The sequence below is a fragment of the Vibrio sp. 661 genome (assembly GCF_033339315.1).
Classification (GTDB): Bacteria; Pseudomonadota; Gammaproteobacteria; order Enterobacterales; family Vibrionaceae; genus Vibrio; species Vibrio alginolyticus.
Genome location: NZ_JAWOUJ010000003.1, coordinates 429288 through 449812, shown reverse-complemented (window position 1 = coordinate 449812; position 20525 = coordinate 429288). Strand labels below are relative to the sequence as shown.

17 protein-coding genes are annotated in these 20525 nt (G+C 44.8%); 11 read left to right on the top strand and 6 right to left on the bottom strand.

Going from position 1 to position 20525, the window contains the following annotated elements; translation table 11 throughout:
* Positions 1-93: 93 nt before the first annotated feature.
* A complete protein-coding gene (locus R7P69_RS10025) occupies positions 94-2085 on the bottom strand; it encodes a methyl-accepting chemotaxis protein (RefSeq protein WP_206955010.1) in 1992 nt (663 codons plus the stop codon).
* Positions 2086-2354: 269 nt separating this feature from the next.
* On the opposite strand from R7P69_RS10025, the gene hinT reads away from it, so the two are divergent.
* The 7 genes from hinT to R7P69_RS09990 all read left to right on the top strand — a co-directional run bounded on the left by hinT (position 2355) and on the right by R7P69_RS09990 (position 8567).
* Positions 2355-2705 carry a purine nucleoside phosphoramidase gene (gene hinT, locus R7P69_RS10020; protein ID WP_005378473.1) on the top strand — a complete coding sequence of 117 codons (351 nt, stop codon included), beginning with the start codon at positions 2355-2357 and terminating at the stop codon, positions 2703-2705.
* Between the two features lie 69 nt (positions 2706-2774).
* A complete protein-coding gene (locus tag R7P69_RS10015) occupies positions 2775-4172 on the top strand; it encodes a COG3014 family protein (protein WP_025766940.1) in 1398 nt (465 codons plus the stop codon).
* On the top strand, positions 4172-4564 hold the full coding sequence (locus tag R7P69_RS10010) for a YcfL family protein (RefSeq protein ID WP_005378469.1): 393 nt from the start codon (positions 4172-4174) through the stop codon (positions 4562-4564). Before R7P69_RS10015 ends, R7P69_RS10010 begins: the two co-directional genes overlap by 1 nt.
* A 66-nt stretch (positions 4565-4630) precedes the next feature.
* Positions 4631-5221 carry a penicillin-binding protein activator LpoB gene (gene lpoB, locus R7P69_RS10005; RefSeq protein WP_005378467.1) on the top strand — a complete coding sequence of 197 codons (591 nt, stop codon included), beginning with the start codon at positions 4631-4633 and terminating at the stop codon, positions 5219-5221.
* 24 nt (positions 5222-5245) lie between these two features.
* Positions 5246-6127: a thiamine kinase gene (gene thiK, locus R7P69_RS10000; RefSeq protein WP_238952251.1), complete on the top strand. Its 882-nt coding sequence runs from the start codon at positions 5246-5248 to the stop codon at positions 6125-6127.
* A 75-nt stretch (positions 6128-6202) separates the two neighbouring features.
* Complete coding sequence (gene ycfP, locus R7P69_RS09995) at positions 6203-6745, top strand: alpha/beta hydrolase YcfP (protein ID WP_005378464.1); 543 nt, start codon at positions 6203-6205, stop codon at positions 6743-6745.
* Positions 6746-7277: 532 nt separating this feature from the next.
* A complete protein-coding gene (locus tag R7P69_RS09990; protein WP_005378463.1) occupies positions 7278-8567 on the top strand; it encodes an NAD(P)/FAD-dependent oxidoreductase in 1290 nt (429 codons plus the stop codon).
* Positions 8568-8643: 76 nt separating this feature from the next.
* On the opposite strand, the gene R7P69_RS09985 is transcribed toward R7P69_RS09990, so the two are convergent.
* The 4 genes from R7P69_RS09985 to R7P69_RS09970 form a co-directional block, all read right to left on the bottom strand.
* Positions 8644-9192 carry a GNAT family N-acetyltransferase gene (locus R7P69_RS09985; protein ID WP_238952252.1) on the bottom strand — a complete coding sequence of 183 codons (549 nt, stop codon included), beginning with the start codon at positions 9190-9192 and terminating at the stop codon, positions 8644-8646.
* 160 nt (positions 9193-9352) lie between these two features.
* Complete coding sequence (locus R7P69_RS09980) at positions 9353-10126, bottom strand: peptidoglycan binding protein CsiV (protein WP_005387825.1); 774 nt, start codon at positions 10124-10126, stop codon at positions 9353-9355.
* Between the two features lie 7 nt (positions 10127-10133).
* The gene (mfd, locus tag R7P69_RS09975; RefSeq protein WP_238952253.1) at positions 10134-13595 is read right to left on the bottom strand and encodes a transcription-repair coupling factor; all 3462 of its coding nucleotides are present in this window, start codon (positions 13593-13595) and stop codon (positions 10134-10136) included.
* A 5-nt stretch (positions 13596-13600) separates the two neighbouring features.
* Entirely contained in the window at positions 13601-14170 is a 570-nt protein-coding gene (locus R7P69_RS09970) for a PilZ domain-containing protein (protein WP_203345768.1), read from the bottom strand.
* Between the two features lie 249 nt (positions 14171-14419).
* Between R7P69_RS09970 and lolC the strand changes: the two genes are divergently transcribed.
* Genes lolC through lolE form a run of 3 tightly spaced genes read left to right on the top strand, consistent with a single transcriptional unit; the run spans position 14420 to position 17575 of the window.
* Positions 14420-15628 (top strand): lipoprotein-releasing ABC transporter permease subunit LolC, encoded by a 1209-nt coding sequence (lolC, locus tag R7P69_RS09965; protein WP_238952254.1) that lies wholly within the window; start codon positions 14420-14422, stop codon positions 15626-15628.
* Positions 15621-16328, top strand: a complete 708-nt coding sequence (lolD, locus tag R7P69_RS09960) for a lipoprotein-releasing ABC transporter ATP-binding protein LolD (RefSeq protein ID WP_005378457.1) — start codon at positions 15621-15623, stop codon at positions 16326-16328. The genes lolC and lolD overlap by 8 nt, the downstream gene beginning before the upstream one ends.
* A gap of 2 nt (positions 16329-16330) precedes the next feature.
* Entirely contained in the window at positions 16331-17575 is a 1245-nt protein-coding gene (lolE, locus tag R7P69_RS09955) for a lipoprotein-releasing ABC transporter permease subunit LolE (RefSeq protein ID WP_086046604.1), read from the top strand.
* Positions 17576-17723: 148 nt separating this feature from the next.
* On the opposite strand, the gene R7P69_RS09950 is transcribed toward lolE, so the two are convergent.
* Positions 17724-18233: a DUF2062 domain-containing protein gene (locus R7P69_RS09950; RefSeq protein WP_005387834.1), complete on the bottom strand. Its 510-nt coding sequence runs from the start codon at positions 18231-18233 to the stop codon at positions 17724-17726.
* 8 nt (positions 18234-18241) lie between these two features.
* On the opposite strand from R7P69_RS09950, the gene R7P69_RS09945 reads away from it, so the two are divergent.
* Positions 18242-20497 (top strand): DNA internalization-related competence protein ComEC/Rec2, encoded by a 2256-nt coding sequence (locus tag R7P69_RS09945; protein ID WP_238952256.1) that lies wholly within the window; start codon positions 18242-18244, stop codon positions 20495-20497.
* The last annotated feature ends 28 nt before the right edge of the window (positions 20498-20525 follow it).

Sequence of the window (20525 nt, the reverse complement as noted above, 5' to 3'; positions counted from 1 at the left end):
GTAGACATGGCCGACAAAAAACAAGGGCGACTTAACAAAAAGTCGCCCTTATACAGTTGATTGCACTAATTAATGCTCTTAATTATAAAGTATTTATAACTTAAAGCGGTGGACCAATTCATTTTGCTGATGAGCCAAGTGGGTCAGTGATTCACTGGTTTGTGCGATACTCGACATGGCTTGGAAACTTTCATCGGCGATGCTGTTAATATCTTCAATGCTGCGAGCAATGTCTGTTGATGTTTCACTTTGCTCTGCTGCTGCTTGTGAAATGTGCGTACTCATTTGGCTGATCTCAATGATTAGCGCCTGGATCTCTTCCATTGAGCTGTTCGCTTTTGACGCTTGCTCAACCGACATCTCCATATCGCTCATACAGCTTTGTATGACTTGGTTTGCCGATTGTGAGCTGGATTGCAGATTACTGATCATAGATTCAATTTCAGTGGTTGATTGAGTCGTTCTTGATGCGAGTACTCGTACTTCATCTGCCACTACCGCGAAGCCGCGACCTTGTTCACCAGCGCGAGCCGCTTCAATTGCCGCGTTCAATGCCAGTAGGTTGGTTTGCTCCGCAATGTTGCGGATCACATCAAGGATAGATCCAATTTGACCACTCATCTTTTGTAGCTCAGAAACTGCGGAGACCGATTCGTTCAAACGTGTTTCTAGTTGATTAATGGTTGAGATGTTACTGCTCATAACATTTCTGCCTTCTTCAGAGGCAGATTCGACGCGTTGCACCATTTCTAGCGAGCCTTGCGCACTTTGCGCGACTTCCTGCACTGAATGAGACATTTCTGTCATCGCGGTAGCGACGTTTGCCGTTTGTTCGCGTTGAGAGCTCAATTTAATTTGTGCTTGCGAAGAGGTGCGTTCGTTGGCTGTCGCGGTTGACGATAGGTTTTCTGACGCTTCGTTGAGTTTCACCAAGATCTCGTGAAGGTTGTCGGCGAGTGAGTTAATGTGTCCACTCACACGGCTGAATTCGTTGTTATAGCGAATATCGATACGCTGTGTCATATCACCTTCAGTCAGGCCTTCTAACACTTTTAGAATACGAGTCAACGGTTCGCGAACGCTTTGTGCGATGTGGTAGCCAATCGCTGTCGCGAGTAAAACGACAATAACGCCAATGATGATGGCTTTCGTTACACCCGCCGAATATATGTCACCTGCATCTGCCAATGATTCATTGAGCTTATCTGTTGCGGTTGTCGTGAATTGCTCAAGAATCGCCATGGTTGAATCCACTTTATTTGCTAGGTTGGCGATATTGTTATACAAAGCGGCGCGAGCATTGAGGTAATTATTATGTTGGTCTAACACACCGCCACGCATACCAACGTCGCGAGTAAATTGCTCTACAGATTCGCCAAATGCTTTTTCTAGCTCAGGAAGTTGAGTCACCAACCCGCGGAATGCGTAATTCAAGTGCGTTACTGCTTTGCGGTTTTTAGCTACGGCTTGCGTAACAAACTCAGGGTTGGAACTGGCGAGGGCATCAGAGGTAATTACTTCGGCATCTTTTAACTTGATAAAGTAGCTCTTTGCCATGACTTTGACAGAAATGCTGGTTTGATCTGCCACATATTCTTTAAGACCAACCGACAGTTCGGTATTCAGTTTTTGGAAGCGGCGTGAGGATTTTTGCACTTCTTCTTGAGCCGCGAACATTGCTTCGTAGTTGTCCATGGCCTCTAGAGCTTCTGTAAAATAGCTCTGCTCTAACGTTTTTAACTGTGAAAACGGTTCGGCAAGAGAAGGGTAGATTTGGCTTGCGGTTTTCAGTTGAGCCAATGTGGATTCGAAGCGCTGTTGAGATCTAGCAAATTCCTGACGCATTTCATCCATGCGTTGTTTATTCTCTGTTGTCAGGAAGTCTTTAAATGATTTGTCGGCAGAAAGCAGCTCAACACTGGTTTGATTAGATAACGATACCAACGGTAGGGATGATTTAGATACCGTGCCAAATTTTCCGTGAATATCACTCATTCCTCCCATCATAATGGCAATTGTGACGGCAAATAGGATGATGATCAGTGCAAAGCCGGCATACATCCTTTTAATAACTGAACCTCGCATAAGTGAGTTTCCTCTCCCAAAAATAGACAAGCTACCCAAGCATTTTTGAGTTTACTTGGGTATAAAAATAATAATTGTCTTAAAAAAGTAACAAAATTCATTGGATTGTATTCAGTTTGTGACGCGCATTTTATGACGCACACGACAAAAAAAGCCTCGTTAATTAGCATTTGATTAATAATGTTAAGTGAACACTGTTTTTATTGAGCTCCGCTTTTGGTTGGCGCATACTAATTGGGGTCTAATTACGTTTATAAAATGGAGTCCTCATGGCGGAAGAAACGATCTTTAGTAAAATTATTCGCAAGGAAATCCCTGCCGATATCCTTTATCAAGATGATTTGGTGACTGCGTTTCGCGACATTAACCCTCGCACACCAAGCCATATTCTCATTATTCCGAATAAACTGATCCCAACAACGAATGATGTAGAAGCTGAAGATGAAGCAATGATGGGGCGTTTGTTCACTGTTGCTAGAAAGTTAGCGAAAGAAGAAGGTATTGCTGAAGACGGCTATCGCCTAATCGTTAATTGTAATCCACATGGTGGCCAAGAGGTTTACCATATTCACATGCACCTACTAGGCGGCCGCCCTCTAGGTCCAATGGTATTGAGCTAAGCTTTTAAAAGTGGGTGGCGATTCACCCACTTCTTTTTCCTGTCGAATGACACATTTGTGGAGATAAATGTGAAACTAGGTGTAAAGCTGTTAGGGCTGATGAGCTGGGCTTTAATGGCCTCTGGCTGCGCGAATTTATCTGCGGGCAATCTGTTTAGCCATTACAGCAACCAGAATCAAGAAGTTTATCAAGCCGTTGTTGCAGGGGAATATGCCAAAGCAAAACAACTTCAATCAAGTGAAGTGGGTGGCGAGATACTTGGCAATTTTGAAAAAGGTCGTATCTCTTTTCTTGCTGAAGATTACCCGACAAGTTTGAATGCGCTAGAAAGCAGCGATCGTGCCGTACGTGTCCAACAAGATCGAGCGACGATATCTGTGTCAGACACGGCAACGAGCGTCGGCTCTCTCGCAGTGAACGACAATCTCCAAGACTATCATCCCGCCGATTACGAACTTGGCTTTTTGCACCTGTATCTAGGACTAAATTACTTACAGAAAAACGATTTAGAAGGAGCACTAGTTGAAGTGCGTCGAGCTAATCAAGTTCAGGAAGCGGCAAGAAAGGCGCGTGAAAAAGAGCTAAAAGCAGCAGAGAAAGACCTTAACAAGCAAGGCATGTCTGCCAATTTAGGCAGTGTGTTAGCGAACTACCCTGATGCTGGTAAAAAACTAAGCGCGGTACAAAATGGTTATCTGTTCTATCTTTCTGGCTTGTTATATGAAGCGTCGCGAGACTTAAACAGTGCTTATGTTGATTACCGACGAGCACTCGCTGTAATGCCAGACAACAAGCAAGTTGTGGAAAGTACCTTATACGCTGCTAAGAAGCTGGGCATGCGTGAAGACTTGCGCATGCTAGAGAAGCGGTATGGTAAAGCACCTTCTGGATTAACTCAGTCACAAGGGCGAGTCATCGTTATTGATGAGCAGGGTGTTGTTGAGGCGATGAAAGGGTGGCGTATTGATTTACCAATTTACGACAGTCGCGATAATGGCGCGATTTATTCGTTGGCGCTTCCTTATTATCAGAACCGAGGTGCTCAACGTTTTAGCGATGTTGTTTTAAATGGTCAGGTATTGCCTTCCAGTACGCTGACTGATGTTAATGCGATGGCGCAAAACGATCTTAATGAACGTCTTACTACAATAGTGATCCGTCAAGCTCTTCGTGTTTGGGCAAAAGATCGAATCCGAAAAGAGGCGGCGAAAAAAGGCGATGATGTGGGCAACATACTTTTCAATGTATGGAACACATTGACCGAACAGCCAGATACAAGAAGTTGGCAAACATTGCCAGCGCAAGTGAAAACGGCTTCAAAAATCGTGAAACCGGGAACACAAAGTTTAAACTTGGGTGATCAAACCTACCAGTTTGAAGTGCCTGCACAGCAGACTACATTGGTATGGGTATCTCGTCAGGGAGCACACTCAACCGTGTGGCATAAACAGCTAGGGAGACTGTAATGAAAGCATGGCTTGTTTGTTTAGCAATGGCTATTGGTTTAGTTGGATGCGCCGAAAACACGGCTGGTATTCGAATTGATGGCCAAACGCAAAAAGTATTCTTTAATGATAACGTTTTAGGTAGTCGCTTATTAGTTGACAACATCACCACCACTTACGTTGATGATCGCCCACGAGGAGTCGTGCAGCTGAGTAGCAATTACAAAGGTGATCAGCACATTCTTTACCGATTTTATTGGTATGACAACAATGGTTTAGAAGTGAATACCAAACCTGGTCCGTGGCGAAAAATGATTGTGCGAGGATTTGAGCAAGTCACGTTATCTGAAGTTACTGTGAATCCAAATGGCACAAAATTCCGTGTGCAAATTAGAGAAGCACAAGACGATTAATCTTAACGGCTCTGCCGAAGCTGCCGCGCTAACGATGCGCTGGTATTGAAAAACTAAGGAACTCTCATGAAAAAAAGTATTATTGCTCTTTTAGGTCTTGCCGTCATTTTAGGTGGCTGTTCTAACAAAGTCTCTTACGGCGATGCGCAAGCAACAGAAACCACGACTATCGATTTTGGCTCAACAGATTTACAAAAAATCGCGGCTGAAATGGTGGATAGCATGATGATGTCGGGCTCTGTAGCAGCAATTACTCGTGACCAACGTCCTATCGTTTTTGTTGAGCGAATTAAGAACAAAACCAGTGAACATATTGACACTGAATCCATTACTGACACGATCTCTACTAAGATGTTGAACTCAGGTAAGTTCCGTTTTGTTGATATGGATCGTGTTGAGTCTGTGCGTGAACAACTTAACTTCCAAAACACGGATGAGCTTGTTAACCAAAGCACAGCGATCCAATTTGGTAAAATGGTTGGTGCTCAATACATGCTTTACGGCAACCTATCTAGCATTGTGAAAAATGCAGGTAGCGATAAAGATGTATACTACAAGATGACCATGCGCCTAATGGACCTAGAAACAGGTTTGATTGAGTGGGCGGATGAAACTGAAATTCGTAAAGCGCAATCTAAGAGCCTATTCGGTCTTTAATCGAACAGGGTGGAGAAGTCATCAATGGCATGGTTTTCTTGGCAACAAGCAAAACAGTTAGATCCGAGTCTTAATGCTCTCGATGGCTTCTTTACGGAGCCTCCGGTAAAAGTACAAACTGTTACCGGGGGGCTAACCAACCGCTGTTGGCGGTTGGAATCTTCTCAAGGCCTTGCATACATCTGGCGACCGACCAGTCATGTCTGCAAGGCTTTTTCAATTTCTCGTCACAGTGAATATCAAGTGCTGAATGCAGTCTCTTCATTGGAAATTGGCCCCAAGCCAGTTTTTATTCATGAGCAAGGGTTGCTGGTGGAATGGATAGAAGGAGAGGTACTGACGGAATCAGGCTTAGCACTAAGCGATTTATTATCCATTGCGGCGAAGATTCATCAATATCCGATAAGCGCAATTCCTTTGGTTCCATTTTCATATATTTCTCGCATCGATCATTATTGGCTTGAGCTTGATGGTCAGTATGTGGGTACGGAGTTTGAGGCTTTGTACATGAAGTGGCGCACGGGACCGAACGTTGAACCTATTCCACTTGCCCTATGTCACTTCGATCTGGGGTGTTATAACCTAGTGCGAGGAGAGAATGGGGTGAAAGTCATTGATTGGGAGTATGCCGGGATTGCTGACCCTAGGCTTGATTTGACCTTAACTATTCAGGTCGCGAATGCGCCTGTGGAAGAAGCGGTAAAGCAGTATTGCCAAATTCGAGGTATCGAAGATGTGTCTCTTTGGCTGAGAGGTGTACACGCTTGGCAACCAAGAACCTTGGTGATGGCGATGCTCTGGTATCTACTTGCCTATAAATTGTGGGGAACTGAACAATACTTAAACAGTGCGTATGAGTTGAAAGGCTCATTGTGTATGGAAGATCACTGTTTTGAGAACTCGTGATATTTTCCCCTTTAACAGTAAGGAAATAGTGGTAGTTTTAATAAAAGTACCAGATACACACAGGGAGAGGTACACATGATTATTTACTTACACGGCTTTGACAGTACAAGCCCGGGTAACCACGAAAAAGTTCTTCAACTGCAATTTATCGACGACGACGTTCGTTTTATCAATTACAGCACCCTTCACCCAAAGCACGACATGCAACACTTGTTAAAAGAAGTGTCTAAAGTTATCGATCAATCTGATGACCCAAACCCGTTAATCTGTGGGGTTGGTTTAGGTGGTTACTGGTCTGAGCGAATTGGTTTTCTATGCGGTATCAAGCAAGTGATGTTCAACCCGAACTTGCACCCAGAAAAAACGATGGCTGGTCGAATCGATCGCCCAGAAGAGTACGAAGATATCGCAACAAAATGTGTTGATCAGTTCCGAGCGAAAAATCAAGCTCACTGCTTAGTGATTCTCTCTAAAGATGATGAAGTGCATGACAACTCGAAAACGGCAGCTGAGCTAGAAAAACACTATCAAATCATTTGGGATGAAACTCAGTCTCATAAGTTCAAAAAAATCTCTCATCATTTACAAGCGATAAAGGCATTTAAAAATACTTATTAATGTTGAGTGTAGACAGTAAAGCGGCGTTTTTATCGGCTGCTTTGCTGCGATTCCTTCTCTTGAGTATGCCGAGCCACTGTCTCTTTGAAAGGCACATTTTCTTGGTTTAACGCTTTGAATATTGTGTTCTCCTTACCGTTTTCTTACTTCCCTCCTATGTAGCACGAACACCTTGTTGTAGAGTAGTCGAAAAGTAGTCAATCCGTACTCGTTACACGGATTTTGGTTGCCTTCAAAGTTGGTCTCTATATAATGAACCGGACTAAAATAATTTGATAAATATCAAAAAAAATTGAGAGCGAGTAATAAACTTGCCCAAAAATTCTGGCGTCGTATGCGTACCAGATAAACGTGCCAAACCCTGACAAGTCATTGATAGATAAAGAATCAAGGTGAGTGGCAGTTTTTTAATCCAAGTAATTGAGACACCTCTAAGAACCAAGAATTCATCGGTTGGATGGATGCCACAAATGTTTGTGAGTCATGCATCGAGCTGAACCCCATATATTCATTTTTGTAGAGGAAAATCATTGTGACACGCATTATCGTTGTAGGCGGCGGTGCAGGTGGTCTTGAGTTGGCAACTAAGCTTGGTCGAACTCTAGGTCGCAAAAACCGTGCGCAAATTACGCTAGTCGATCGAAAAGCGAGCCACTTGTGGAAGCCATTATTGCATGAGGTTGCTACAGGTTCTTTGGACGAAGGAGTAGATGCACTGAGCTATCGAGCTCATGCAAAAAACCACAGCTTCGACTTCCAAATGGGTAGTCTTCAAGACATCGACCGTGAACGTAAAGTGATCATCTTAAGTGAGCTTAAAGACGAACACGGTGAACTTCTTATGCCAAGCCGTGAGCTAGAATACGACATTCTAGTGATGGCAATTGGCTCGACATCAAACGACTTCAACACGCCTGGCGTTCGTGAAAACTGTATTTTCCTAGACAGCCCTGAGCAAGCACACCGTTTCCGTACAGAAATGAACAACGAGTTCCTAAAGCTGCACGCGAAAAACGGTAACGGTACGGTCGATATTGCGATTGTTGGTGCTGGTGCAACTGGCGTTGAACTATCAGCTGAGTTACATAATGCTGTTAAAGAGCTGCGCACTTATGGCTTCGGTGATCTTGACTCTAGCAAGTTGAACGTCAATCTGATTGAAGCAGGTGAGCGTATTTTACCAGCGTTACCTCCACGAATCTCTTCTGCTGCTCATCAAGAGTTGGTGAAGTTGGGCGTAAACGTGCGCACCGCCACTATGGTGACTAAAGCTGAAAAAGATGGCCTTACTACAAAAGATGGTGAGAAGATCCCAGCTCAAATCATGGTTTGGGCTGCGGGTATCAAAGCTCCAGACTTTATTAAAGATATCGCTGGCTTAGAAACGAACCGTATCAATCAGCTTGTAGTGAAAAACACACTACAGACAACACGAGATGATGACATCTTTGTTATTGGGGACTTAGCACAATGCACCCAGTCTGACGGTTCGTTCGTGCCGCCACGCGCTCAAGCTGCACACCAAATGGCAAGCCAGGCATTTAGTAACATCGTCGCGAAGATCAACGGGCGCGAGTTGAAAGACTATGTATATAAAGATCACGGTTCATTAGTGTCTCTAAGTCGCTTCTCAACCGTTGGTAGTCTGATGGGGAACCTAACTAAAGGGTCGATGATGGTAGAAGGCCGTATTGCTCGTGTCGTTTACATCTCATTGTATCGCATGCACCTAATGGCGTTGCACGGTGTATTCAAAACCGGTCTGATGATGCTCGTCGGCCGCATTAATCGCGTGCTGCGTCCAAACCTTAAGCTGCACTAAGGTTTTAAATCCACTCTGTGTGGATGTGTTGTATCTTAAAAAATGCAGAAGCCACCGCAAGTCGGTGGCTTTTTGTTTATGTTAGATCTGTCGGTAAAAGTGAGAACACAACACCATCTTTAGGCTTACCCTGAAAAATAAACCGGTCTCTGGCGATGGCTTCTTTTTGTGCACCGACGGACTCAATTAAGGCTTGGCTAGCTTCGTTGTCGGGGTCACAAACAATCTCTAGTCGAGTTAAACTTAGCTTTGCGAAGCAGAATTCTGCTAAGGCTTTAACGGCTTCTTGGGCATAGCCTTGCCGTTGATAGCGGTCGGCAACCCAGTAACCAATACTCGCCATATTAAACGTATGATATAACTCATTAACCGCAGCCATTCCAACCAAAGTGTTACTTTGCCGCTCATAGATACCGAAACCAAAAGCCTCAGTTTTGACCCAGTTAAGACGGGTTGCCAACAGAAAGTCCTGCGCGGTTTTCAATGTGACGTTTTTATCACACCAGTCAAGCCATTGGTGCAGCGAAGGGGATTCTGCAAGTAATCGTTGTAGTGAATGTGCTTCTTCAGCAGGGATGAGCTTGAGCGCTAAGCGGGGCGCAATGATTTCAAAGTCTGGACTCATAAACTAATACGACTTCCATGTTGAGTGTAAGTAAATTGAAAGCTGTCTATTTATACTTGAACGCAGCTATTTTCCTTGCTCTGCGTTGGTTAGGAATAACTGAGGTATAGCAGATAAAAACAAAGCGCAGCTTTGCTGCGCTTTGTCGAACCGCTCGTGCTTATCGAACCCGACGAACTTGAATGATCATACCCATCAACGGGTTATCTAGGTAATGAGTCTCGCTGCTACGCATACGACGTTTTTGATCCATTCGATAACTCTTCAGGAATTTCTCTTCGGTTACTGTCGGCGATATTTCTGCCAAGTTACCGACTTGGACGTTACCATCTACTTCACCTAAGTCATCCGCCAATTGCTCAGTTGAGGTTGGTTCAAAACGCACCTCTCTAACACTTGGTTCGCGCAGATCTAGTGTTGTTTCGGCGAAGAGGTAATGCTGTACGTATATTTGGAATCGACCATCTAGTTCATATAAAGGACCATTGACCGTCTCTTCACTGTAACCGTCGCTGGAAAATGTTTGATTGCTATTGCCATTGATTGGGCGGCCATCTGCTTGATAAGAATCAGAGAAATCTCGCCCGCCAACGATGCGGAAAATTGGGGCGCTAGATTTACCTCGGTCACCTTGACGCCAGGCTACGTGTTTAAGCACTTTAAAGCCGGCATGATTATTTAGTGCCGCTTCTTGCGCGTTGAGACGGAAAGAAGAACTTGGCAAAAGTGTCACGCCTTTAGAGCGGCGGTAGGATTCACTCTCTAGGCTACCGACATTTTCCATATCGATTTTTGGCAGTTGATTCGGCCAAGATTCTGTTGTGCTTTCAGCGTCGACTGCTCGCTTGAAAATGATCACTTCAATATCAAATTGGCGCTGTGCCCAAGAGGGCATTGAGACACATAGAAGCAATAACGGGATCAGTATTCTCATTCGACTATTAGCTCGTTGGTAATAAATTCTGTTTAAAATCATTCAGTAAGTCTTGAACAAACTGAATGCGTTTACGTCGGTCCACCAATGGTACGCTAAACTTGAACTTAGTTGGACCTTCCATTGCAAATTTTTGCGGCTGTGATTGCAGCAGTTTAACTAAATACGCTGGATTTATGTCAGCATCAGGGTAAAACTCGATAAATCCACCTTTATCATGGGCTTCTATCTTTTTCGCTTTTAAACTACCAGCCGAAATTTTCAATTCTGAGACGGCAAGTAAGTTCTTTGTTGCGTCTGGAAGCAAACCAAAGCGATCAATCAGCTCCACTTTTAGCTCTGATAGTTCATCACTGCTTGTGACACTCGCAATGCGTTTGTACATCGACAGTCGTGTGTTTACATCCGGAATGTAATCATCTGGTAAGAGCGCTGGGATTCGCATTTCCACTTCAGTTTGCTCACGAAGCAGCTCATCCAAAGATGGCTCCTTGCCTTCTTTTAATGCTTGCACTGCTTGTTCCAGCATTTCCATATAAAGTGTAAAACCAACGGATTGAATTTGCCCACTTTGCTCATCACCAAGCAGCTCACCAGCACCACGGATTTCTAAATCGTGGGTTGCTAACGTAAAGCCAGCACCTAAGTCTTCCAGTGAAGCAATCGCATCAAGACGCTTGATGGCATCTTTGGTCATGGCTTTTGGATGTGGCGTTAATAAGTAAGCATAGGCCTGATGGTGTGAACGTCCAACACGGCCACGCAATTGATGCAACTGCGCCAAGCCAAGATTGTCCGCACGATCCATGATTATGGTATTTGCCGTTGGTACGTCGATACCGGTTTCGATGATGGTTGTACACACCAACACATTAAAGCGCTGATGGTAGAAGTCATTCATGATTCGCTCAAGTTCGCGCTCGCGCATTTGACCATGAGCCACGGTAATGCGTGCCTCTGGGATGAGTTTCTGTAAGTCTTCTGCCGTTTTTTCAATGGTTTCAACCTGATTGTGCAGGAAGTAAACCTGACCACCACGCATAATTTCACGCAGTACCGCTTCACGGACCACTGGCTCTTCTTTTTGTCGAACAAAGGTTTTAATGGCTAAACGGCGTGCAGGAGGTGTCGCGATGATCGACAGGTCTCGCATGCCACTCATTGCCATATTCAGTGTGCGTGGAATTGGTGTTGCGGTGAGGGTAAGAATGTCCACATCCGCACGCATTGCTTTGACCTTTTCTTTTTGACGAACCCCGAAGCGGTGTTCCTCATCAACGATCAACAAACCTAAATCTTTGAATTTAATGTCGCTCGAAAGCAGCTTATGCGTACCAACGACAATATCGACTTTACCATCGGCAACGTCTTGCAGAATGACTTTTTGTTCTTTGGCAGATTTAAAACGAGACAGTACTTCAACTCGGATTGGTAAGTTGGCAAAACGGTCACGGAAGTTTTCGAAATGCTGCTGAGCAAGCAAGGTTGTTGGTACGAGTACGGCGACCTGTTTACTGTTATCCGTTGCGACAAATGCTGCGCGCATAGCGACTTCCGTTTTACCAAAGCCCACGTCACCACACACTAAGCGATCCATCGCTTTTGCCTGGCACATGTCTGACAAGACGGCATTGATGGCCATCGCTTGGTCATCTGTTTCTTCAAACGGGAATGTTGCTTTAAATGTTGCGTATTGCCCACGATCTAGCTCAAATTTGAAGCCAGGTTTTAATTCTCGTTTAGCATATACATCCAGCAATTCTGCCGCGACATCACGCACTTTTTCTGCCGCTTTACGACGTGCTTTTGCCCACGCTTCACCACCTAATTTATGCAGTGGCGCACTCTCTTCAGCGCCGCCAGAATAACGGCTGATAAGATTCAGTGATGAAACTGGCACGTAGAGCTTGGCATCGTTTTGATACTCAAGGGTGACGTATTCCGTTTTCATACCACCGGCTTCAAGTGTTTGTAAACCGATGTAGCGGCCAATACCGTGATCAATATGAACCACAGGTTGACCGGGTTTTAGTTCCGCAAGATGGCGAATAACGGTGTCACTGTTGACGGCTTTTTTATCTTTGCGGCGTCGCTGGATAACACGGTCACCGAGTAGATCACTTTCACAGATCAGAGCGAAGTTCAGCTCTTCGTGAATGAAACCATGCTCTGCTGCGCCTAAGATCAAGCTGAATCGATCACCCGAGTCTAGAGCTTGGTAAAGTGAGCCATATACGACTGGCCGAACTTTGATGCCTTGCAACAGCTCCGTTAGTGCTTCACGACGACCTTCTGACTCTACCGAGAAAACGATTTTTCCGCTGAATTGCTCACTAAACTGACGAAGGCGCGAGAGCGGCTCTTTATTTTGTTGCTGAACGCCAAGCTCGGCTAACGATTGTACGGGTAGGTTTTGACGACCGGCACGCTTAACCACTTTATCTAGGCTCAATTGAGCGATAGGGAGCTGTTTTAGTTGACTGAAAAGTTCGTCTTTTTTCAACCAAAGCTGTTCAGGAGTCAAAAGAGGACGCAGCGGATCAACTTTTTTCTGGTCGTATCGATATTCGACATCGGTTAAGAAAGTATCGACCGCAGATTCGATATCACCATATGTGATGACTTGAGAGTCTTCTGGCAAATATTCAAATAAAGTCTCGGTATGGTCAAAAAACAGCGGCTGCCAATACTCAATACCAGCGGGCCACGTGCCTTTGGTCACTTGCATGTAGATTGATTCAGGCTCGCGGCGTGCGTCGAACTGGGTACGCCAACGTGTACGGAAATCTTCAATCGCTTCTTTAGTGGTTGGGAATTCATGTGCAGGCAGCAATTGGATTTGCTGAATATCGTCGATAGAGCGTTGGTTCTCTGGATCAAACGTGCGAATGGTATCTATTTCATCATCAAAGAAGTCGATGCGGTACGGGTCATTGCTGCCCATAGGAAAGAGATCCAGAATAGACCCACGACTTGCATATTCACCTGGCCCAAATACTTGATCTACATGGCGGTAGCCTGAATTTTCAAGTTGTACACGTAACTTCTCTAGCGAGATTCGATCACCAGTTTTCACCATTAAAGTGTGTTGCAACAGAAAATCACGTGGCGATTGGCGTTGCAATACTGTACTGACCGGGACGATGGTTATGCCATCACGCTGACTTGGCAGTTGGTATAGGCGTGCGATACGTTCAGAGATGATTTCTTGATGCGGAGAAAAGTTATCGTAAGGCAGCGTTTCCCAGTCGGGGAACAGGCTTACCGTTTGGTCGGTGAATTGCTCAATCTCTGCCTGAAGCTTTAAAGCAATTTGCGGGTCAGGCACAACGAGTAGAGAGTGACTCGAATGCTGCTTGGCTAGCTCTGCAATGGCTAGAGGTAGAGCTGCGCCCGGCAAATTACCTAGCTGTTTTTTGTCGCCACGCTCTGAAGGGTTGGTGACGGAAAGAATCGTTGCTTTTGTCATAGGAATTATTTTTTATCTCGCTCTATCGAGCGCTGACGTAAAAGTTTTTGTTGTTGATACAGTGCCGCCTTTATCAGTAAATCTTGATCAGATTCTCGGAGCATCTTGTATCTAAGCGTGATAATGAAATCTTGCTCTGAAGCATCACATTCTTCTACTTGAGCGTAACAGTAAATCGCCGCAGCAGGGTGATCGAGGAACAGTTTAACACGAACGAGTTGTTGAGTAGTTAACGCTGTATCTGAGCGGAAACTGAGTTGACTAGCACCAAACTGCGTCGTTTGATATCGAATGGAGGCGTCATCTTGTTGTGAAAGCATAAAGCTCAACAAGAGGTTAAGTTTCGCGTTTTGCGTATCAAGCAAGTTGATCACATGCTTTAACTCTTTGTTTTTCAGCTCTAGACGCGCGTTGTCTGCCAACATATCTAAGTGACTAAATTCACTGGCGACAATAAATGGTGCTGGAATTTCGGAGGCAAATGTTTCTTCATCTGGCAAAGCAAAGTCCGCACTCAACGTTTCGACGTTGATGGTGAGGTTATGATGGACGGTAAAGTATTCTTGCTCTGTCATATAGTCGATCCTTTTGCCAGTGAGCGCTCCCTGTTCACTCAACAAACAAAGAGAAATAGGGCACTGATTATCGCTAACTGAATGAAGTTATCAAGTTTAGCTGATTTGTCCTTGAACTTTTTGCCCTAAATACAGACTTATTGCATGTCGTTGACAAATTTAGCGATTCTCTTGTCTTCTTAATGAGAAGAGTAAGGTAAGATAATCCGCTAAAGCTTTATATCAAAACAACCAGTTGGTTTGTCTTATATGTATCATCCTATCTCATTGTTTATTGGCTTAAGGTATCTTCGGGGACGCTCTGGAGATAGGTTCAGCCGATTTGTTTCTTATATGTCGACGGCGGGTATTACGATCGGTGTAATGGCGTTGGTGACGGTTCTTTCTGTGATGAACGGGTTTGAATCGCAGTTAAAAGAACGCATTTTAGGTGTGCTACCTCATGCCGTTGTTTCGCAACACGATGGAAAAACGCCTATGACCGAGTCTGCCCCTCCATTTGTTCAAGCGATGTCGAGTGAATCTCAGCCGGAGCCTATCGTTAGAGGAGAGGCTGTTATTCAGAGTTCTGCACAGCTGACGGCTGGTTACCTCATCGGTATTGAACCTAAGAAAGGCAATCCGATTAGCAACCATTTGATTGCCGGACGATTATCGTCACTTCAAGCAGGTGACTACAATGTATTTTTGGGTCACAGTTTGGCACGTTCACTAAAGGTCTCAATCGGGGATAAAGTACGCTTGATGGTGACCAACGCGACGCAGTTTACCCCACTTGGTCGTATTCCTAGCCAGCGAAACTTCACTGTCTCAGGCATTTTCAATACGGGATCGGACGTTGATGGTCAATTAATGATTGTGAACATGACGGATGCATCTAAGCTGATGCGTTTCCCTAAAGACACGGTTTCTGGTTGGCGTGTCTTTTTCTCTGACCCATTTATGGTGACGGATTTTGCTGACCAACCCATGCCTGATGGATGGGAATGGAGTGATTGGCGCGAACAGCGTGGTGAGCTTTTCCAAGCGGTGAAAATGGAAAAGAACATGATGGGACTTATGCTAGGTCTAATTGTGGGTGTCGCTGCATTCAATATTATCTCCGCTTTGATCATGGTGGTAATGGAGAAACAATCAGAAGTCGCAATATTGAAAACTCAAGGCATGACTCAATCTCAAGTGATGACCATTTTCATGGTGCAAGGTGCAAGCAGTGGTGTAATTGGCGCGATTGTTGGTGGCGCTGCGGGCGTGATCTTGTCACTTAATCTAAATGCGATTCTTGAATCTGCTGGTGTGGCGCTATTCAGCTTTGGTGGTCATCTACCCATCTTGATTGATTCAATGCAAATTCTTTTAGTGGTGGTGTTGGCGATTGCTCTTAGCCTTGCTGCTACGCTTTATCCTTCTTATCGAGCATCTTCTGTTAAACCTGCTGAGGCACTTCGCTATGAATAAGCTATTAGAATGTCGTGATATTCGTAAAGTCTACCGAGAGGGTTCGTTAGATACGGAAGTGTTGAAAGGCGTAAGTTTCGATATCGACAAAGGGGAGTTGGTTTCTATTGTTGGCTCTTCTGGTTCGGGAAAAAGTACCTTATTGCATATTTTAGGTGCGTTAGATGACGCAACTCATGGTGAAGTTGATTTTCTAGGGCAAAACTTATCAGCTTTGAGCTCGAACAAACAGGCGGCATTACGCAACAAGCACCTTGGTTTTGTATACCAGTTTCATCACTTGTTGGCTGACTTTACTGCGCTTGAAAATGTGGCGATGCCACTGATGATTGGCGGTGCTAAAGTAGCGGATGCAAAACAGGCGGCTAAAGCGCTGTTAGATAAAGTTGGTTTGAGTCATCGGATGCAACATAGACCCTCCGAGTTATCGGGCGGTGAGCGTCAGCGTGTTGCGATTGCGCGTGCGTTGGTGAATAAACCTGATCTGGTCTTGGCTGATGAACCTACGGGGAACTTAGATCACAATACGGCACTGTCTATCTATGATTTGATGCGCGAGCTCAATAAAGAGTCAAACATTGCATTTTTGGTTGTCACGCATGACAAAGAGCTGGCAGCAAAAATGGATCGTCAAATGCACATGCAAGATGGTTTGCTCGTAGATCGTTTTGTGACTGATACAGCATCTGCGGAGGGCTAGTTTTGTTTACCTCTTTAGCTTTGATGATTGGTGGTCGCTTCAGTCGAGCGAAAAAGCGCAACAAGATGGTGTCTTTCATATCGCTTTCTTCGACTATTGGTATTGCGGTTGGCGTTGCTGTGATCATTATCGGTTTGTCTGCAATGAATGGCTTTGAGCGCGAGCTGCAATCGCGTGTGTTGTCTGTGATCCCACACGGCGAGTTAGAAGGTGTTAATGGACCACTTCATGACTACACCAAAACGATGAATCAAGCTCTAAAACATGAACATGTTGTCGCGGCAGCACCGTACGTTCGTTTTACGGGTTTGGCAGAAAAAGGCAGTAAGCTAAAAGCGATAGAAGTTCGTGGCGTAGAGCCTACTTTCGAGCAAGCGGTGTCGAGCTTGTCGAATTTTATTGACCAAGAAGCTTGGCAAAACTTTTATGCCGGTCAGCAGCAAGTGATCTTAGGCCGAGGTGTAGCAAACGAGCTAAATGTCGCCGTGGGGGATTACGTTACGTTAATGATTCCGCAAACAGGCGGCGCAAATAAAGTGCAGGCTCCTAAGCGTGTGCGCGTGAAGGTGTCAGGGTTCTTAACGTTGAATGGCCAAATCGACCACTCTCTAGCGTTAGTACCATTAGCTGATGCGCAGCAATACGCGAGGTTAGGGGGAGGGGTCACAGGCATTTCACTAAAAACTGACGATGTTCTCAATGCGCCTTCTATTGTTCGCGAGGTTGGTAGCATGGTTGATGTTTACGTGTATTTGAAAAGCTGGCAGCAAAAGTTTGGTTTTTTGTATCGCGATATTCAGCTCGTGCGCACCATTATGTACTTGGTGATGGTACTGGTGATTGGCGTGGCATGTTTTAATATTGTGTCTACGTTGATGATGGCAGTGAAAGACCGAGCGGCGGAAATTGCAATTTTGCGAACAATGGGAGCAAAAGATAGCCTAATCAAACGGATCTTTGTTTGGCAAGGTGTATTCTCTGGTGTATTTGGTAGTCTCGTCGGCAGTGTTATCGGTGTCTTAGTGGCGTTAAACCTGACTCCGTTAATTAAAGGGTTAGAGAGCTTAATTGGTCATCAGTTTTTATCGGGTGATATTTACTTCGTCGACTTCTTACCATCACAACTACACTGGCCAGATGTGGCATTGGTGTCAGTGACGGCGATAGTGCTTAGTTTACTTGCGACGTGGTATCCTGCTTCGCGTGCCGCAAGGTTGAATCCGGCGGCTGTACTGAGTTCTAAATAGCGGATTGTTTTACAATATGCGAAAAACAAAAAGGACCGAATTCGGTCCTTTTTTGTATTTATCCGACTTGAGTAACATCGCGTTTCATTCTAACTGTTAGATGCCCCTCAACTGATAGCTCAAATGCTGATTTTTACGCAGTAAGGTCTTATCTTATTTTGCGTTTTTGCCAGCTCCGTACCACGGAGTAGCGCCAAAGCCCTCGAATTCCGAAGTAGCCAATAATCGCGGATACAACCCCACAAATTGCGCAGCCCAATAGAAATGGAGGTCCAATGGTGCTCATTTGCTGCATGATGAATTCCCACGATAGTTCAAAGTGAAAAGGTTGCGGGGGAAGACGCATCACTAGAGCACCTAGCTTGTACGCAAAGTAAAATAGCACAGGCATAGTGATAGGATTGCTGATCCATACCAAAGCGACGGAGAGGGGCAGATTGACACCCAACATAATGGCCAAACCAGCGGCCATGATCATTTGGCTCGGCAGCGGAACAAAAGCCATAAATAACCCGACAGCAAAAGCCCCTGATGCCGAGCGGCGGTTTAAGCACCACAAGTTTGGGTTGTACAACACATTGCCGAAGACCTTCAATGCTTTTTGGCGTTTGATCAATTCATGATCTGGCATGAAGCGTTTTATCAGCTTTCTAGGCATAGGACAGCATGACTCTCTCAGAAAAAAGTTGGACCTTGGCGTTATTTGTAGCGAGCGTAATCTCGTCAGCTTGGTGGCCGACAATACCAGATTGGCGTTGGTTGCTGCTGGGAATAATAACCACTGGCTCAATAATCAAATTACGTCGTGGCTTAATTAGCATAGGCGCAATTGCGGGCTTTATGGTTGTCATCGTCCACGGCAATGTATTGGAGTCTCAGAGACAAGCCCTTTTTCAAGCAGGGGAGAATATTACCATAATTGGTAAAGTTGACAGCCCTTTTACGCAAATAAGTCACGGTTATGAAGGTATTGTCGCTATAGAAGCGGTAAATTCTCAAACTCTGTTACCTTTTCTTAAACCTAAAATCCGTCTTATTACGCCTTTTCCACTCGATGTTAACAGTGAGTTTACGACATCCATCTCGTTAAAGCCGATTACAGGTCTACGCAACGAAGCTGGCTTTGATGCTGAAAAGCACGCGATGGGTAAAAATATTATCGCCCGAGCGGTTGTTAACAAAGACGCTCAGTGGATTGTTCGTTCTAATGTATCTCTGCGTCAATCCATTATTGCCGATGTCGCTGATGATGTGTCTTCCCTTCATCATTTCTCGTTAATAAGTGCGTTAGTTTTTGCTGACCGTTCTTGGTTGTCTAAGGAAGATTGGCAAGCGCTCAGGGACAGTGGTTTACTGCATTTGGTCTCCATTTCTGGTTTACATATTGGTATGGCGTTTACTTTTGGGCTAGTCGTGGGCGGTACCGTTCGTTATCTATTACCCCAATACCAGTTGTTACCTAGCTTATATGGGCTGATCTTCGCTGTTGCCTACGCTTGGTTAGCGGATTTCTCTCTGCCTACTACGCGAGCAGTGTCGGTATGCGTTGTTTACGTTCTCCTGAAGTATACTCTGGTGCACTGGACTTCTTGGCGAGTTCTTTTGCTTGCAGTATCTCTACAACTGCTTGTCCAACCTTTTGCATCCTACAGCATGAGCTTTTGGTTATCATACCTCTCCGTTTGTGCGGTATTGTTCGCAATTAATTTGATTCGACATCAAAGGGGAGGTTGGAAAGCGCGATTAAAAGCGTTATTGCTTACTCAATTGATGTTGAGCGCTTTAATCGTACCTGTTAGTGGCCATTTCTTCTCCGGTTTTAGTTTGTCCTCAATAGCCTACAACTTGGTATTTATTCCTTGGTTCGGATTTATCGTTGTACCTTTGATGTTTCTAGCCCTGTTCTCATCTTTGTTTCTTGAAATGATAGCGAAGCCTCTGTGGCATTTGGTGGACTGGTCATTACAGCCATTGAGCACGTCAATACAGTACGCAGTAGGTTCTTGGCAACCCATTAGCATGGAAATGACAATGCTGGTTATGGCGATCGTGGTTTGCTTAATATTTCAACGGTTCATGTCTCATTACGCGTGGTATTTGTTACTCGGCATCGTTATTAGTATCAAGCTTGCATCGGAGTATGAACCGCATTGGCGTATCGATGTATTAGATGTAGGCCATGGCCTTGCAGTGGTTGTAGAAAAAGACGACAAGGTGTTGCTGTATGACACTGGTAAAGCATGGCAAAGCGGCAGTATCGCAGAGCAGGTCGTCACTCCGGTTTTGCATCAACGAGGTTATGAAAGCATAGATACACTGATTCTAAGCCATTCCGATAATGATCACGCAGGCGGCCGCTTTTTCATTGAAGATGCCTTTTCTCCACAGCGTAAACTTAGTAGTCAATTCTTTATCGGATATGAGCCTTGCACTAGAGGCGACCAATGGAAATGGCAAGGATTAAACATGGAAGTGCTCTGGCCTCCTACACTTGTTCAACGTGCGTATAATCCGCACTCCTGTGTATTACGACTTACTGACCCTATTTCTAACTTTAGTATGCTTTTTACTGGTGATATTGAGGCCATTAGCGAGTGGATTTTGCTTAGAGAACCCGGAAAGTTACAAAGTGATGTGATGCTAGTCCCTCACCACGGGAGTAAAAGTTCATCGAATCCTCGATTTATTGAGGCGGTGAGCCCGAGTGTGGCGGTTGCTTCTTTAGCAAAAAACAATCGATGGGGAATGCCAGCGGAAAGTGTCGTTGCTTCATACCGAAAGCTTGGCATTACTTGGCTTGATACTGGTGAGGGTGGTCAGGTAAGCTTCTTTATTCACCGTGATAATTGGCGCTCAGAAACCAAACGTAGCGATACATTTGAGCCTTGGTATAGGCAGATGCTGCGTAAGGGAGTAGAATGAGAGTCTTAATGTAAGAAAATAAAGCACT